General features: G+C 68.7%; 12 protein-coding genes. 2 read left to right on the top strand and 10 right to left on the bottom strand.

Features of this window, described 5'->3' with window-relative positions; all coding sequences use genetic code 11:
- Nucleotides 1-5: 5 nt before the first annotated feature.
- A complete protein-coding gene (locus QLQ15_RS11840; RefSeq protein WP_283212974.1) occupies nucleotides 6-2,099 on the bottom strand; it encodes a TonB-dependent siderophore receptor in 2,094 nt (697 codons plus the stop codon).
- A gap of 194 nt (nucleotides 2,100-2,293) precedes the next feature.
- Here QLQ15_RS11840 and QLQ15_RS11835 point away from each other — a divergent pair, with 194 nt between their 5' ends.
- Entirely contained in the window at nucleotides 2,294-3,211 is a 918-nt protein-coding gene (locus QLQ15_RS11835; protein WP_283212973.1) for a rhodanese-like domain-containing protein, read from the top strand.
- 7 nt (nucleotides 3,212-3,218) lie between these two features.
- Here the strand turns inward: QLQ15_RS11835 and QLQ15_RS11830 are convergent, their stop codons facing one another.
- The 8 genes from QLQ15_RS11830 to QLQ15_RS11795 form a co-directional block, all read right to left on the bottom strand.
- Nucleotides 3,219-3,677 carry a hypothetical protein gene (locus QLQ15_RS11830; RefSeq protein ID WP_283212972.1) on the bottom strand — a complete coding sequence of 153 codons (459 nt, stop codon included), beginning with the start codon at nucleotides 3,675-3,677 and terminating at the stop codon, nucleotides 3,219-3,221.
- Between the two features lie 37 nt (nucleotides 3,678-3,714).
- Complete coding sequence (locus QLQ15_RS11825; protein WP_283212971.1) at nucleotides 3,715-3,912, bottom strand: PspC domain-containing protein; 198 nt, start codon at nucleotides 3,910-3,912, stop codon at nucleotides 3,715-3,717.
- 44 nt (nucleotides 3,913-3,956) lie between these two features.
- Nucleotides 3,957-4,346, bottom strand: coding sequence for a YfeK family protein (locus QLQ15_RS11820; RefSeq protein ID WP_432277804.1), 390 nt, complete (start codon nucleotides 4,344-4,346; stop codon nucleotides 3,957-3,959).
- Between the two features lie 7 nt (nucleotides 4,347-4,353).
- Complete coding sequence (locus QLQ15_RS11815; RefSeq protein ID WP_283212970.1) at nucleotides 4,354-5,043, bottom strand: SGNH/GDSL hydrolase family protein; 690 nt, start codon at nucleotides 5,041-5,043, stop codon at nucleotides 4,354-4,356.
- 118 nt (nucleotides 5,044-5,161) lie between these two features.
- Nucleotides 5,162-6,238 carry a class III poly(R)-hydroxyalkanoic acid synthase subunit PhaC gene (locus QLQ15_RS11810; protein ID WP_283212969.1) on the bottom strand — a complete coding sequence of 359 codons (1,077 nt, stop codon included), beginning with the start codon at nucleotides 6,236-6,238 and terminating at the stop codon, nucleotides 5,162-5,164.
- Nucleotides 6,238-7,311 (bottom strand): class III poly(R)-hydroxyalkanoic acid synthase subunit PhaE, encoded by a 1,074-nt coding sequence (gene phaE, locus QLQ15_RS11805; RefSeq protein ID WP_283212968.1) that lies wholly within the window; start codon nucleotides 7,309-7,311, stop codon nucleotides 6,238-6,240. The genes QLQ15_RS11810 and phaE overlap by 1 nt, the downstream gene beginning before the upstream one ends.
- Before the next feature lie 62 nt (nucleotides 7,312-7,373).
- Nucleotides 7,374-7,988, bottom strand: a complete 615-nt coding sequence (locus tag QLQ15_RS11800) for a CDP-alcohol phosphatidyltransferase family protein (RefSeq protein WP_283212967.1) — start codon at nucleotides 7,986-7,988, stop codon at nucleotides 7,374-7,376.
- 161 nt (nucleotides 7,989-8,149) lie between these two features.
- A complete protein-coding gene (locus QLQ15_RS11795; protein WP_283212966.1) occupies nucleotides 8,150-9,961 on the bottom strand; it encodes a 3-hydroxybutyrate oligomer hydrolase family protein in 1,812 nt (603 codons plus the stop codon).
- A gap of 95 nt (nucleotides 9,962-10,056) precedes the next feature.
- On the opposite strand from QLQ15_RS11795, the gene QLQ15_RS11790 reads away from it, so the two are divergent.
- Nucleotides 10,057-10,722 (top strand): response regulator, encoded by a 666-nt coding sequence (locus QLQ15_RS11790; protein WP_283212965.1) that lies wholly within the window; start codon nucleotides 10,057-10,059, stop codon nucleotides 10,720-10,722.
- A gap of 33 nt (nucleotides 10,723-10,755) precedes the next feature.
- Here QLQ15_RS11790 and QLQ15_RS11785 read toward each other — a convergent pair whose 3' ends face one another.
- Nucleotides 10,756-14,109, bottom strand: coding sequence for a hybrid sensor histidine kinase/response regulator (locus QLQ15_RS11785; RefSeq protein ID WP_283214006.1), 3,354 nt, complete (start codon nucleotides 14,107-14,109; stop codon nucleotides 10,756-10,758).
- Between the last annotated feature and the right edge of the window lie 171 nt (nucleotides 14,110-14,280).

Raw genomic sequence — 14,280 nt, 5'->3', positions numbered from 1 at the left:
CGGCCTCAGAAGCGGTACGTGACGGTCCCAACGACCGTGCGCGTGTTGCCGCTGAAGCAATCGCCGAAGTAGCGGCACGGCGCGAAGTATTCCTTGTCGAACAGGTTGGTCACGTTCAACGACAACACCCAGTCCGTCATCTGCAGCTCCAGCAGCGCGTCCGCCAGCGTGTAGCTGGGCGTGCGCAGCGACGTCGTCGGGCCGGCGGATACCGTCGATCCCACGTAGCGTCCGCCCAGTCCCGCGCGCAGCGTCATGTCGTCGCCCACCTGGAACCCCTTGGCCAGCCACACCGAAGCCAGGTCCTGCGGCGTGTCGTTGAGGCGACGGCCCACTTCCCAGTCCAGGTTGCTGCGGGTCACTTCGGCTTCGCTGTGGCTGATGCTGGCGGTGACGGTGAAGTCGTTGTCGAAGACGTATGCACCTTCCAGCTCGATGCCCTTGGACTGGATCTCGCCGGTCTGGACGACGTTGAGCACGTTGTCCGGGTCGTTGGTCTGGCGGTTGGTTTCGGTGATCTTGTAGATCGCTGCGGTGAACAGCGCGTTGCGCGACGGCTGCCACTTCACGCCGGTCTCGACCTGATGGCCGCGCATCGGCTGGAACGGGTTTCCGTACACGTCCTGGCCCAGCACCGGCAGGAAGGATTCGGTGTAGCTGATGTACGGCGAGAAATTGGCGCCGATGTCGCCGATCACGCCCAAGCGATAGGTGGTTTCGTTGTCGGTCTGGTCGTCCATCCCCTGCGTTTCCGAGCGGACGTGGTCGCGGCGCGCACCCAGGACGAACGACACGCGGTCGGCGTAGCGGATCTGATCCTGCACGTACAGGCCGGTCTGCGTGTTGCGCTGGTCCGGAAGCGGCGTGTATTCCGGGATCGTCCCGCCGGTCGAGACCGGATCGTAGATGTCGATGGGCGTGGTGACACCGGAGAACGTGGAGGACTCCTCACGGAAGTCCGTGTAGTCCAGACCCGCCAGCAGCAGGTGCTGGAACGAACCGGTGGCGAAGTCGAACTGCAGCGAATTGTCCGCGGTGAGGATGCGGTTGTCGGGCTTCACGCCGTAGGTCAGGCGGTTCAGCACGCGGCCGTCGGCATCGATGAACGGAAATTCCGGATTGCTGTAGGTGTCCGGGAAGATCTCGCGGAAGTCGGTCTTTGAATCGATGTAGCGCAGGTTCGAGCGCCACGTCACCACGTCGTTGAAGGCATGGTCGAACAGTACGGTCGCGCTGGCGACGCGTGCGTCGAGCGTGTCGAAATCCTTGTCGCCCAGGAACGTCGACGGGTCGAGCCTGCGCCCGGGGGGCGCCTTCAGCGTCGCCGCTACTGGCAGGAACTGCTGGCTCGACGCGGTCTCGTCGTGCTGGTAGCTCGCCAGCACGGTGAGGTTGCTGCGCTCGCCACGCCAGGTGATGGACGGCGCGATGTAGATGCGGTCGTCGTCGACTTCATCGGTCTGCATGCCCGAGTCGCGCACCACGCCGACCAGTCGCCCCGCCACGTTGCCCGAATCGCCGAGCTCACCCGTGATGTCGCCCTGCAACTGCCGGCGGTCGAAGTTGCCCAGCTGCAGGCCGACCTCGCCCGCGCTCTGGAAGTTCGGGCGCTTGCTCATCGCGTTGATGATGCCGCCGGTGGCACCCGCTCCGTACAGCACGGACGACGGCCCGCGCAGCACTTCCACGCGCTCCAGTCCGTAGACCTCCGGGCGCGCCATGGGGCTGAAGTTGTACAGGCGGCGCATGCCATCGACGTACTGCACCGGGTCCAGCCCGCGGATGGTGCTGGCGTCGCCACGCGTGTCCAGGCCCCAGGCATCGGCGGTCACACCGGCGCTGTAGCGCAGCGTTTCCTGCAGGTTGCGCGCGCCACGATCGGTGAACAGCGCCGAGGTGACGACGCTGATCGCCTGCGGCGTTTCGGTAAGCGGCGTGTCGGTCTTGGTGGCGGTGGTCGCGCGCTCAGCGATGACGGTGACGCCGTCGAGGGTGCGCGCGGTGTCGGCCTCCTGGGCCTGGGCGATCGCCGAAGCCAGTGCGGTGGGCACCATCACCGACAGGATCCATGCCGCCTTGCCACGCTTGAAACCGGACATCTTCCGCACCCCGTGTGTGAATGAAGGGCGGAGTATGAACAGGGACCCAATCAAATGCAAATGATTCTCACATGCATAAACGCGGTAGCCACCGGCGGTCGTTGCCTGCGTCGGGACACACCAATGCAAAGGCGTGCGATGTCGAAGGCGCGGGAAGCCCTACCATGACGCCATTCCCGCCCTCCCCCGGCCCCATGGAAACCCTCATCCACCTGATTGCCGTCTACGGCCTGCTGGTCGTATTCGTCAGCGTGTTCCTGGACCAGGGCGGGCTGCCCGTGCCTGCGTATCCACCGATGATCGTCACCGCCGCGCTGGCCGTGGATCAGGGCAAGAGCCTGTGGCCGATCCTGATCGTCGCCGCGACCGCTGCGGTGATCGCCGACTGGCTCTGGTACGTGGGTGGTCGCCGGCTCGGCGCGAAACTGCTGCGGCTGATGTGCCGGCTTTCGCTGTCGCCGGATTCATGCGTGCTGATGACGCGTGGCATCTATGGCCGATGGGGCGCGCCGTCGTTGATCGTCGCCAAGTTCATTCCGGGTTTCGCCGCCGTCGCCACGACCCTGGCCGGCGAAACCGGCACGCGTCCGGGGCGTTTCCTGCTGTTCGACGGCATCGGTGCATTGTTGTGGGCTGGCCTTGCGGTCGCGCTTGGTGCGATCTTCCACGAGGCGGTGAACAGCGTGCTGGACCGCCTGGAAGAACTGGGCCGCCTTGCGCTGCCTGTCATCGCGGCGCTGATCGTGGTGTTCGTCGTGTGGAAGCTGTGGCGACGCCAGCGCTTCCTGCGCCAGCTGCGCATGGCGCGCATCACGCCGGCAGAACTTCGCCAGCTGATCGACGGTGGCGCGTCACCGCTGATCCTCGACGTGCGCCCGGAACCGCAGCGCGCCATCACGGGGTGGATTCCCGGTGCCGTTTTCGTCAAGACCGTCGCCGAGGCCGTGCTGATGCCGCACGACGAGGTGATCGTCTACTGCGATTGTCCCAACGAGGCCTCCGCCGCCGTGCTGGCGCGCGCGCTCAACAAGCGCGGCTTCAAGCGCGTGCGTCCATTGGCCGGCGGCTTCGACGCATGGAAGAAGGACGGCCAGGACGTGGCGTTCGAGTGAACGCCCCTCAGGCCCACGGCCACCAGCCGCGGCCCGTGCTGGCGTAGCGGTCGGCCGCGCGTTCGAAGCGGTTGCGCACGCTGATGCCGCCGGACACCAGATACAACGGCAGGAACAGCGGCCCCAGCACGAGGTACTGGTAGACATGCGCGCGCTCATGGTCGGCCAGGACGATCGAGGGTTCCTCGCCGCGACCGGCGCGATGCGCGTAGGTGACGCACGGCGAATCCAGATCATCGCCCGTGTGCAGGATCACGTTTCCGAACGTGATGGCGCCGCCTGGCCCCCATGGCCAGCGATGGAATACCAGCGCCAGTTCGCGGCGCCGCCAGTGCGCGTGCGCCCCGAACATCAGCCCCACCCCGCCCAGCAGCAGGCCGAACAGCGTGTTCGGCAGCGTCCATAGCGCGCCTACGAGCAGCAGCAGGCGGAACACGAAACGCGGCATGGGCGAAGGCTGGCGCATCGACACAGCCTAAGGGCTCACGCGCCGGCGTGCAGCTTCAATCGCCTTCCGGAATCAGCAACCAGAGGATCAGGTAGACCAGGATGCCGGGGAAAGCCACCGATGCGATCGAGAGCAGCACGTAGATGATCCGCAGCGCGGTGGAATTCCAGCCGAAGCGGCGTGCGATGCCGCCCACGACGCCGGCGATCATGCGGTCGTGGCGGGATCGTGAAAGCGTACGCGTGACGTTCATGCGCGCGGTCCTCGTCGGCGATGCGCGCAGTCTAGAACGGGCGATCAGGGCGCCGCGTGACGGATTTCGGACAGCCGGGCGCCCAGCCACTGCGCCGACGGAACGGTCGGCTTGCCCGGGCAGCGGACGGAATAGGCCTTGCCGCTCATGCTGCTCTGGCTGCCGGCGCGCTCGATGAACTCTTCGGCGCTGTCGACCAGGTCGCGTTTGAGCAGGTAGTCGTACTTGCGCTGCAGGTGGACCCGGGCCTCGCCTGCCGGATACCAGCGACCGTTGCGCTGGAACTCGCAGCCGGAGCTGCCCAGCAGGGCGATCAACCGGTCGATCTCGTGCCGCGCTTTCGCCGGCGGCGCCGCAAGGGAGACGACCGGCAGCAGCGTCGCCAGCGCGAGCATCGGAAACCAGCGGGGAAAGCGCGGAGCCATGGCGGTCATGCGCTTATTACAACCCTGCCAGCCACGGCCGCACCACGCCCGCCCAGATCGCATAGCCGCTGCGGTTCATGTGCAGCTGGTCGTCGAGGAACAGCTCGTCGCGCGGTTGCCCTTCACCGTCCAGCATGGGCAGGTACACGTCCAGGAAGTCGATGCCGTCTTCTTCCGCCGCATAAGCGCGCACCAGCGCATTCGCCTCGCGCACCTGCGGCAACAGCGCCACGCGCGAGGGGCTGGGCTTGATGGCGATGAAGGCGATCGGCACCTGCGGCAAGGTGCCGCGCACGCGCTCCACGAACGCCACGAAGTCGTCGCGCACCTGGCGGGGCGTGCGGCCTTCCTGCAGGTCGTTGTCGCCGGCGTAGAACACGATGGCGCGCGGCTGGTACGGCGTCACGATGCGGTCGGCGTAGTACGTCGAATCGCGCACGCGCGAGCCGCCAAAGCCACGGTTGATCACGGCCACGCCCGGGAAATCCTCGCCCAGGCTGTCCCACAGGCGGATAGACGAGCTGCCGACGAACACCACCGAGCCCGGCATGCGCCGCACCCCGCTGTCGACGCGCTCGAATGCGGCGATGTCGGGCTCGAACTGCGCCGAATCGTTCGCCGTCGCAGCTGCGGCATCACGAGTGGCGGGAAGGGTGGAACACGCGGCCAGCAATGCCAGGCCGAGAAGCAGGACGAATCGGGTCACGGATGAAGTTTTTCCTGGGTATCCGCGAAGTGTCGCACGCGCGCGCGTCAACGCCGCGCCACGAATGACGGGATGACGATGGCGATCACATTGCGCGCGGAATCATCGCGCGCTTGCATCAACGCGAACGTTGCGACAGCCAGTCGTGAATGGCCATGGGCACCTCGCGCTGCGCGCGACTGGAGACGTAGATTCCGATATGCCCACCCTTGAACGAGACTTCACTGTAATCGTCCGTGCCGACCAGCCCGGCGAGTGCCTTCGACGAGGACGGCGGTACCAGATGATCCTGTTCGGCGTAGATGTTGAGCACCGGCATGTCGAGGTTGCGCAGGTCTACCGTGCGTCCGCCGATGTCGACCCCGCCCTTGATGAATCCATTGCCCTGGTAGAACTGCTTCACGAACTGCCGGAACGCCTCGCCCGCCTGGTCGGGCGAATCGAAGATCCATTTCTCCATGCGCAGGAAATCCTCCAGCGCCTTGGCGTCGTCCAGCACGTCGACCAGCCCGACGTATTTCTGCACGAACAATCGCCACGGCTTGAGCGTGAGGTAGCACCAGTTCATGACATCGGCCGGCACGTTGCCCAGCGTGTCGACGAACAGGTCCACGTCCAGTCCGCGCGTCCAGTTGGCCAGCATGTTGTCGGCGGTGTGGAAATCCACCGGCGTCACCATCGTCACCAGGTTGCGCACCTTGTGGGTGTTCAACGCGGCATAGCACAGCGAGAACGCGCCGCCCTGGCAGATGCCGAGCAGGTTGACCTCCTCCATGCGGTACTCGCGACGCAGGTGATCCACCGCGCCGCCGATGTAGCGCTGGATGTAGTCCTCCAGTTCGAGGTAGCGGTCGGAGCGGTCCGGGTAGCCCCAATCGAGCACATAGACGTCCTCGCCCCGCTCCAGCAGGCCGCGCACGATCGACTTGTCGCCCTGCAGGTCCACCATGTACGGCCGGTTCACCAGCGCATACACGATCAGCAGCGGCACCTTCGCCGTCGGCGCCCGTTCGCCGCGGAAGCGGTACAGCACGACCTTGCCGTCGCGCCAGACTTCCTCGCGTGCGGTCGCGCCGTAGTCGATGTCGTGCACCTGGTGCAGCGTGTCCAGTCCTGCACGCAGCTTGGATTGGAAGCGCAGGGATTCCTGCGCCAGCGATTCGGGGGTGAAGCCCAGCGGGCCGAATCCGTCCATCAGCGCTTCCCTGCCTTCTTCGTTGCTGGCTTCGTGGCCTTCGTAGCCTTCGTAGGCTTCGTGGCCTTCGTGGCCTTGGCCGGTTTGTGCACTGCGGCCGCGCGCTTCGTCGCGGGCGCAGCCGCGCGCCTGGGAGTCGCTGCGCGTGCAGGAGATGGCGCAGCCGGCTCGGCCCGCGCAGCGGCGGAGTGCGCCGGCATGTCCATCCGATCACGCAGGCGGCGCAGTTCGCGCTCCAGCTCGACGATCTTGCGATGCGCCGAGTCCACTTCGGTGCGCGTCGGCATGCCGCACTGCACGCACATCTGCTCGACTTCCTTCTGCAGGCGTCCGCGCAGGGTCATCTGTGCGTTCACCATCGCCGCATAGGCATCGCGGAAACGCGGCGACAACGCGATGTCGGCGTAGGACTCCTCGGCCGCGTCGATCCACAGGTCGAACAGGCCGCGTACGGAATCGACCTGGCGTCCCGGCGCGCTGCGCTGTTCCAGCTTGCGTTCGAACCGCACGAAGGCGTCCTGCGCCGCTTCCGCCAGCAGGGTCTGGTAGGCCTGGCTTTGTTCCTGCACGTCGACCTGCGCCTGCGCGAGGTGTTGCCAGCGTTCCTGGTGTTCGCGTGCGAAACCGAACGCCGGCAGGCCCAGCCACGAACGTCCGTCGCGCTGCCACGCCTGCATCAGTGGCGCGAACGACTCGATCCATTGCGAGGCGTCCAGGTTCGCCTGGCCCGGCATCATGCCCAGCATCTGTGCGAACGGATTGGCCGCGTCGCCACCCAGTGCCTGCTTCCACGCCGCGGCGATATCGGCCGCGCTGGCGGGACGGCCGGCGAACTGCGCCGCCAATTGCTGCATCTGCCCGAACCAGCCCTGCGCCTGCGCGTTGAACCGCGAGACGGCCTCATCGCCCTGCGGCACGCCGCCGCGCGCCAGGTGCGACCACCAGTTCATGGCGTCGTTCCATCCGGGCATGGGCGGTGCGTCGACGTGCTGCGTCGAACGCAGGGTCTCGCCCCATGCGTTCCAGTACCGCCGGGTCCACGCTTCGAAATCGTCCACGCCCTGCATCGCCATCGCCGCCTCCGGTCAAGGCGGCCATGGTACCAATGCGGTGTTTCGGTGCCGCGACGGCGGCTTCAGGGCTTGGGGATGCGCAGCGTCTTGCTGATCATCAGCGAGCCCGACAGCGCGAACATCAGCACCAGCGGATGGAACTGCCACGGACCCAGCTGGAGCATGCCCAGCCACAGGTCCGGCCCGATGGCCCCCTGCCATGCCGCGATCGCCAGCACGATCACCAGCGCCAGGCTGGTCGGTATCGGCGTGCCCTCGAAGTACTTCACCTTGTCGCCGCCGCCGGACAGCGCCTCGGCAGTGACGTTGTATCGCGCCAGTCGGCTCACGCCACAGCCGACGAAGTAGCTGAGCACGATCCAGTCCCAACCGCCCTGCAGGCCGCAGGCGTAGGCCAGTGCCGCAGGGGCGACGCCGAAGGAGATCACGTCCGCCAGCGAATCCAGCTCGCGGCCCAGCGTGGAGGCGGAGTTGCGCCAGCGCGCCACGCGCCCGTCGATCGCGTCGAAGATGAAGGCCAGCGGGATCAGCGCCATGCCGATGAGCAGGTCCCTGACCACACCGTCCTGCAGGAAGCGCATGGCCGCGAAGATCGCCCCCGTGCCGCAGAAGGCGTTGGCCAGCGTGAACCAGTCGGCGAGGTGGAACTCCCGCAGCATCGAAAAGTGGCGCTTCATGCGGGACTCCGGATCCGTCAAACCGCCAGCGTGCCAAAACGGACGTGAAGCGGGCAAGAGCCCCCTCTTCCGCCCTTCGGGCACCTTCTCCCGCAAGGGGAGAAGGAAAGGACAACGAACGACCGTCTCGTTCGGGCACCTTGCCGGGGTTCGAAACGCGATTACTTCGGCAGCGCGAGGTTTTCCGCCTTCAGTGCCTGCCCCGCCCCGCGCGGCGTGGTGGCGATCACCGCATCGCCCGGAAGCGCCACGGCGCCGTCGAGGTGAGCGTCGACACGGTCGAGCGCCGCGTACACGTACGGCAGCAGCGGAACGTAGCGCGCACCGTAGTCCGGCAAGCCGAGGAACGCATCGAAGTGCTGCGCGTGACGCACCTGCCAGTAACGCACGTCGCGGCCGGCCGACTGCGCCTGGCGCACATAGGGCATGCTGCTGAAGGCCGGCGGGATCAGGCCGTCGTCGGTGCCGTGGATCACCACCACCGGCAATCCCTTGCGCGGCAGGCCGGCGCGGGTCTGCGCGATACCGCTCCTGACGCGGCGCGCGTCGGTGTCGTCGCCCGTCCACAGCCCGCGCAGGCAACGCAGGGTGGTGAGCGGCGCGGCCGGATTCGGTTCTACGATGTGCACGCCGGCGCCCGGCGGGATGCCGCTGGCGTCGGACCACCACGCGGCGCGTTCGACGGCCGTGGCAGGCCGCGGCGCGAAATCCGCGCCCAGCGCCGAATAGCGGTTGCCGCACGGCAACTCGCCGAAGCCGTAGCGCCCGTAGGCGGATGCATAGGTCACCGCCACCGCGCGCCACAGGTCGAAACCCACCGACAGCGCACCGGCGCGCAGCGCATCATCGGTCCAGCCGTTGGCCTTCAATGCCTCGTACGCGGCGCGCGCCTGCGCGGCGGTGTCCGCGCCGTCGATGAGGCCCGCTTCCTTCAAGGCCACGCACCGCTGCGTCCACAGCGGCGCCGACTGCGCCGTCAGCGGCGGCTGCGGCAGGTTCTGCAGGTGCAGCAGCGCGCACGGCATGAGCAGCGCGGCTTCGGTGGTGTAGTCGTAGAGGGCGCGGCCGCCTTCGCCCGGGCCGTACACGTTCGGCTCGCCGGCGACCACCGCGTCCAGCCAGTCCGCATCCTGCTCCGCCGCGCGCAGCACCGCGCCGCCACCGTTGGAGATGCCCACCGCGATGACGCGGGTGTTGTCGAAGGTGAAGGGCGCAGCCTGCGGGAAGGCGGCGTCGAGAGACTGCAGCGCGAACTGCGCCGCCTGCTTCACGTGCCGGCCCCAGTCGGCCTCGGGGTTGTCCTGCGAATGCGCATGCTTGAACGCCACGCCCGTCGCGGCCGGCGTGCCCGGCTCGAACGCCAGGCCCTCGCCGCGCGCGGCCACGGTGCCGTCGGCGCGCACGCCCTTTCCGGCATCGAGATCGAAGTAGTCCGTGCCCGCGCCCTTGTCGGTGTACGCCACCGCGCACCCCTTCGGCAGGCCCCACGCGCCGGCCACGGCGATCGCCCCGTAGATACCGCGCGATCCCGACGAGGCCGTGACCACCACGCAGCGCTTGCCCGCATCGAACGCATCGGGCACCTGCACCAGCACGCGGTGCGCCGACTTCGCGCCGGGCACGGTGGCGAAGGCACTGAACTCTCGACCGGGCACTGCATTCGCGCTGCCATACAACTCGCCGAAGCCGCCGCCCGGCGCGAGATCGGCGATGCCGCGCCAGTTGCTCCACAACGCGCGGCGGCGCAGTTCCTGCGGCGTGGGATGTTCCGCATCGGCGAACGCGGGCGGCGCCATCGCGCGCAGGCCTGCCAGGCCCAGGCCAGCCGTCAGCAGATCGTCGTCGCCGCGGTGCTCGGTCGTGCGCGGTGCGGAGAACATCGGCGCAGGCTCCTGGGTGCGGCTGGTGGTGGCGCAGGCGGCGAGCGCAAGCATCGCGCCGACGGCGGCAATACGGATCGAGGGACGGTTCATGCCGCGAGCCTAGCAAGGCCATCGGCGGCGCCCATCGTACTTTCGTCCGGGTCGCGCCCCGTGTCGCGGTCGGCGCGGCTTGGTAGGCTGCGTGCATGCCGACCCTGCTGATCGCCGACGACCACCCGCTGTTCCGCGCCGCGTTGCGACAGGCGGCGAAGGAAGCCGTGGCGGACGCGGAGATCCACGAGGCCGGCCATCTCGACGCGGTGCTGGTCGCATTGGACGCCGACCCGGGCGTGGACCTGGTCCTGCTGGACCTGCACATGCCCGGCAACCACGGCCTGGCCGGCCTGGCCGCGATCCGCGCGCAGTTTCCCGGGGTCGCCGTGGTGGTGGTGTCGGCCAACGACGATCCGCGCGTGGTGCGGCGTGCGCTCGACCACGGTGCCGCCGGCTATCTGCCCAAGAGTGCGGGCCTGGACGAACTGCGCGATGCCATCCGCGCCGTGCTGGGCTGCGAGCAGTGGCTGCCTTCCTCGTTGCGCGCCGCCGTGGCGCGTACGCAGAGCGACAGCGGCGATGCCGACCTCGCCGCGCGCCTGGCCAGCCTGTCGCCGCAGCAGTTCCGCGTGCTCACGCTGGTCGCGCAGGGTCTGCTCAACAAGCAGATCGCCGACCGCCTGGACGTGCAGGAACGCACGGTGAAGGCGCATCTGTCGGCCATCTTCGAACGCCTGGGCGTGCGCAACCGCACGCAGGCCAGCGTGGTGCTGCGCGAGCTGGAACTGGCCGATCCTGCGCGGCAACTCGCGTCCTGACGAACGGCCCGTTCACTCGGGCGACGCGATGCGTCAGCTCAACTCCAGTTCCCGCGCCGCAAGCACGCGATCCAGCACCGACTTCAACGCCAGCGGCTTGACCGGTTTGGCCAGTAGCGACAGGCCCGCCTCGTGCACGGCGCGGCGCACGTCTTCGCCGCGGTCGGCACTGAGGATCAGCGTCGGCCGCGCGCCGAACTGATCGGACAGTCGCTGCGCAAGCAACACGCCGGTGTCGCCGTCGTCGAGGTGGTAATCGAACAGCCACAGCGCGGCGTCGGCGCGATGCAGCGCGGCTTCGGCCTCGATGCCGTCCAGCGCGGTGACGACCTCGTACCCCCAGCGCTGCAGCACGCCAGCCAGCGCGTCCATCGCCAGCGGGTCGTTGTCGACCAGCAGCACGCGCAGCGCCTGACCCTCGCGCACAGATTGCGCATGCGGCGCACTGGCCGGGCGCGGCGCCTGTTCGACGCGCACGCAGAACGCGGTGCCCACGCCCATGCGACTGCGCAGTGCAAGCGGTGCGTGCAGCAGTTGCGCGATGCGTTCGGCGATCGACAGGCCCAGCCCAAGCCCCTGCCCCGGCGCATCCTCGCCTCGACGGAATTCCTCGAAGATCGTCGCCTGCTGGTCATGCGGAATACCCGGCCCGGTGTCGTGCACTTCGATGCGCACGCCGCTGCCGTCGCGACGAACACCGAGCAGCACGCCACCGTCCTGCGTGTAGCGCACCGCGTTGGCGAGGAAGTTCTGCAGCACGCGGCGCAGAAGTTGAGGATCGGTGTGCACCCACGCGCGCGTGGGCACGAAGCGGAATCGCAGCCCGCGCGCGGCGGAGATCGCCCGGAACTCCGACGCCAGCGGCTCCAGCACGTCGGCCAGCGGGAATGCGCGCGGCTGCGGTACCAGGCCGCCGGCTTCCAGTCGCGACATATCGAGCAGGCCGGCGAGCAGATCGTGCGTGGAATCCAGCGCGCCGCCGATCTGCGCTACCGTCCCGCGCTGGTGCGGATCGTGCAGCTGCTGGCTCAGCGAATCGGCGAACAACTGCGCTGCGTGCAGCGGTTGCATCAGGTCGTGGCCGATGGCGGCGAGGAAGCGGCTCTTGGCTTCGTTCGCGCGCTCGGCCTCGCGCTTGGCGATTTCCAGATCGGTCGTGCGCTCGACGACGCGTTGCTCCAGCGTTTCGTTGGCCATGATCAGGCCCGCCTCGGCGCGACGGAACGCGGTCACGTCGGTGAAGGTCGCGACGAAACCACCGCCGGGCATCGGGTTGCCACGGATCTCGATGATGCTGCCGTCGGGCAGCACGCGCTCGGACAGGTGCAGCGTGCCGGCGCGCATGAACGCCAGGCGGCGTTCCAGTGCGCGCTCCAGCTCGCGCTCGCTGCGCCCGTGCGGCGGCAGGCGCTGCAAGGCCCAGCGCGAGAGTTCGGCGATCGGCCGTCCCACCTGCAGCAACTCCGCGGGGAACCCGAACAGTTCCACGTAGCGGCGGTTCCATGCGACCAGGCGTAGTTCCGCATCGACCACGCTGATGCCCTGGCTCATGTTCTGCAGCGCCGCTTCCAGCACGCGCTGGTTGAAGCGCAGGTCGGCCGACGCTTCGCCGACGATCGCCGCGACGGTGTCGAGGTCGCGTCCGGTCGCACGGCGTGCGGCATCGAGCAGCACACGCGCGGACGCCGAACCCAGCACCGCCGCCAGTTCGCGTTCGATGCGCGCTTCCACCGGCGCCGGCACGGGGCCAACGGTAGGAACGTCGTGCAGCAGTTGCATCACGCGTTCGCGCGACAGGAAGCGCAGGCCGGCGTCGCGCAGCGTCTGGACGTCGAGGCCGCGGCGTGCCGCATGCGGTGCCTCGCGCCGCCACAGCGCGGCCAATACCGTGGCCAGCGCACCGACGAACACGCTGGCGCCCACCGCGCGTCCCAGGCGACTCCATCCGGTCAGGCCGAACAGTCCGTCCGGTGCAAGCCAGCGCAGGCCGAACGGCCCGGCATCGATCCACGACGGCGGCGCGCCACGCGCTTCCAGTGCCATCGGCAACAACAGCACCCAGGCCCATGCGGCAAAACCGGCGACCACGCCGATCACCGCCGCGCGCGGCGGCGTCTGCGGTCGCCATACGGCGAAGCCGAGCACCGGCGCCAGCGTCGCCAGCGCCGAGAACGACACCGCGCCCACGTCGGCCAGCGCATCGCTGCCGGCCAGCAGGCGGCTATACGCCCAGGCCAGCAGCATGATCGCCGCGATGCCGCCGCGGCGCAGCGCCAGCACGCTGCCGCGCAGGTCGCTGCCGTCGTTGCGCGACCACGCGCCACGCAGCAGGCCCGGCGCGAACCAATGGTTGCCGATCATCAGGCTGAGCGTGAGCGTGCTCACCACCACCATGCCGGTGGCGGCGCTGAGCCCGCCCAGGAACGCGAACAGCGCCAGCCCGTGTTGACCCTGCGACAGCGGCAACGCCAGCACGTACAGGTCCGACGGCACATCGGTATTGCCCAGCAACGCCTGGCCCGCGGTGGCCAGCGGAAGCACCGGCAGCGCGATCAGCACCAGGTACAAGGGGAACTGCCAGCGCGCGGTGCGCACGTCGCGCTCGTCGCGGCACTCGACCACGCCCACGTGGAACTGGTGCGGCAGGATGAACATCGCCAACGCGCCCAGCATCACCAGCGGTGCGAAGCCATCGGCGACGCGTTCGGTCGGCGGCACGCTCGCCACATCGGGCAGGTCGCCCAGCCCGAACCAGACGAATGCGCCCAGGGTCAGCATCGCGACCAGCTTGAACACCGACTCGAACGCCATCGCCAGTACGAGTCCGCGGTTGTGCTCGGCGGCGCTCGCGCGGCGCGTGCCGAACAGCATCGCGAACAACGCCATCGCCAGCGCGACGTACAGCGCGCTGTCCTGCCATGCCGGCGCGGCCGCGCCCTCGGCGCTGCGCGTGGTCAGCATTGCCACGCTCATCGCCACGGCCTTCAGCTGCAGCGCGATGTAGGGAATCAGGCCCAGCGCCGCGACCAGCGTGACCGTGGCCGCCAACCATGCGTCCTTGCCCAGTCGCGTGGCGATGAGGTCGGCGAGCGAGGTGGCGTTGGTCTCGCGCGACAGGCGCACCAGCTTCACCATGAAGGCGATGCCCAGTGCGTACAGCAGGATCGCGCCGAGGAACGTCGGCGGCAGCGGCCAGCCATAGCGCGCCGCCTGCGTGACCGTGCCGTAGAACGTCCAGGAGGTGCAGTGCACCGCCAGCGACAGCGCATACACGTGGCGCCAGTGCCGCGCGAACAACGCGGGCCGCCGTTCGGCGTAGAGCGCCGTGCCGAACATCAACGCCAGCCAGGCCAGGCTGGCCAGGGCGACGGCGGTGAAGCTCAGCATGGGCATGCGGTGGGGCTCATGAGGGAAGCATAGCCAATGAAATGGCGCGGCATCCTCCTTCTCCCTGCGGGAGAAGGTGCCCGCAGGGCGGATGAGGGGGAACGAAGCGACGGCGCCGGAGTTCCGTGCGCCTCACCGCACCGCCTCGCATCGTTGCGTCCCCTTCGTTGC

The organism is Lysobacter stagni, assembly GCF_030053425.1.
In the GTDB taxonomy this organism is placed as follows: Bacteria; Pseudomonadota; Gammaproteobacteria; order Xanthomonadales; family Xanthomonadaceae; genus Lysobacter_J; species Lysobacter_J stagni.
The sequence above is the reverse complement of the archived record's forward strand: the minus strand, read 5'-3'. Positions and strand labels throughout refer to the sequence as shown.

Coding starts and splice junctions, on each gene's coding strand:
- QLQ15_RS11810 (WP_283212969.1), bottom strand. CDS start 6,238: ATGGACGGATTCGGCCCGCTGGGCTTCACCCCCGAATCGCTGGCGCAG.
- QLQ15_RS11830 (WP_283212972.1), bottom strand. CDS start 3,677: ATGCGCCAGCCTTCGCCCATGCCGCGTTTCGTGTTCCGCCTGCTGCTG.
- QLQ15_RS11840 (WP_283212974.1), bottom strand. CDS start 2,099: ATGTCCGGTTTCAAGCGTGGCAAGGCGGCATGGATCCTGTCGGTGATG.
- QLQ15_RS11825 (WP_283212971.1), bottom strand. CDS start 3,912: ATGAACGTCACGCGTACGCTTTCACGATCCCGCCACGACCGCATGATC.
- QLQ15_RS11800 (WP_283212967.1), bottom strand. CDS start 7,988: ATGAAGCGCCACTTTTCGATGCTGCGGGAGTTCCACCTCGCCGACTGG.
- phaE (WP_283212968.1), bottom strand. CDS start 7,311: ATGGCGATGCAGGGCGTGGACGATTTCGAAGCGTGGACCCGGCGGTAC.
- QLQ15_RS11835 (WP_283212973.1), top strand. CDS start 2,294: ATGGAAACCCTCATCCACCTGATTGCCGTCTACGGCCTGCTGGTCGTA.
- QLQ15_RS11790 (WP_283212965.1), top strand. CDS start 10,057: ATGCCGACCCTGCTGATCGCCGACGACCACCCGCTGTTCCGCGCCGCG.
- QLQ15_RS11795 (WP_283212966.1), bottom strand. CDS start 9,961: ATGAACCGTCCCTCGATCCGTATTGCCGCCGTCGGCGCGATGCTTGCG.
- QLQ15_RS11820 (WP_432277804.1), bottom strand. CDS start 4,346: ATGACCGCCATGGCTCCGCGCTTTCCCCGCTGGTTTCCGATGCTCGCG.
- QLQ15_RS11785 (WP_283214006.1), bottom strand. CDS start 14,109: ATGCTGAGCTTCACCGCCGTCGCCCTGGCCAGCCTGGCCTGGCTGGCG.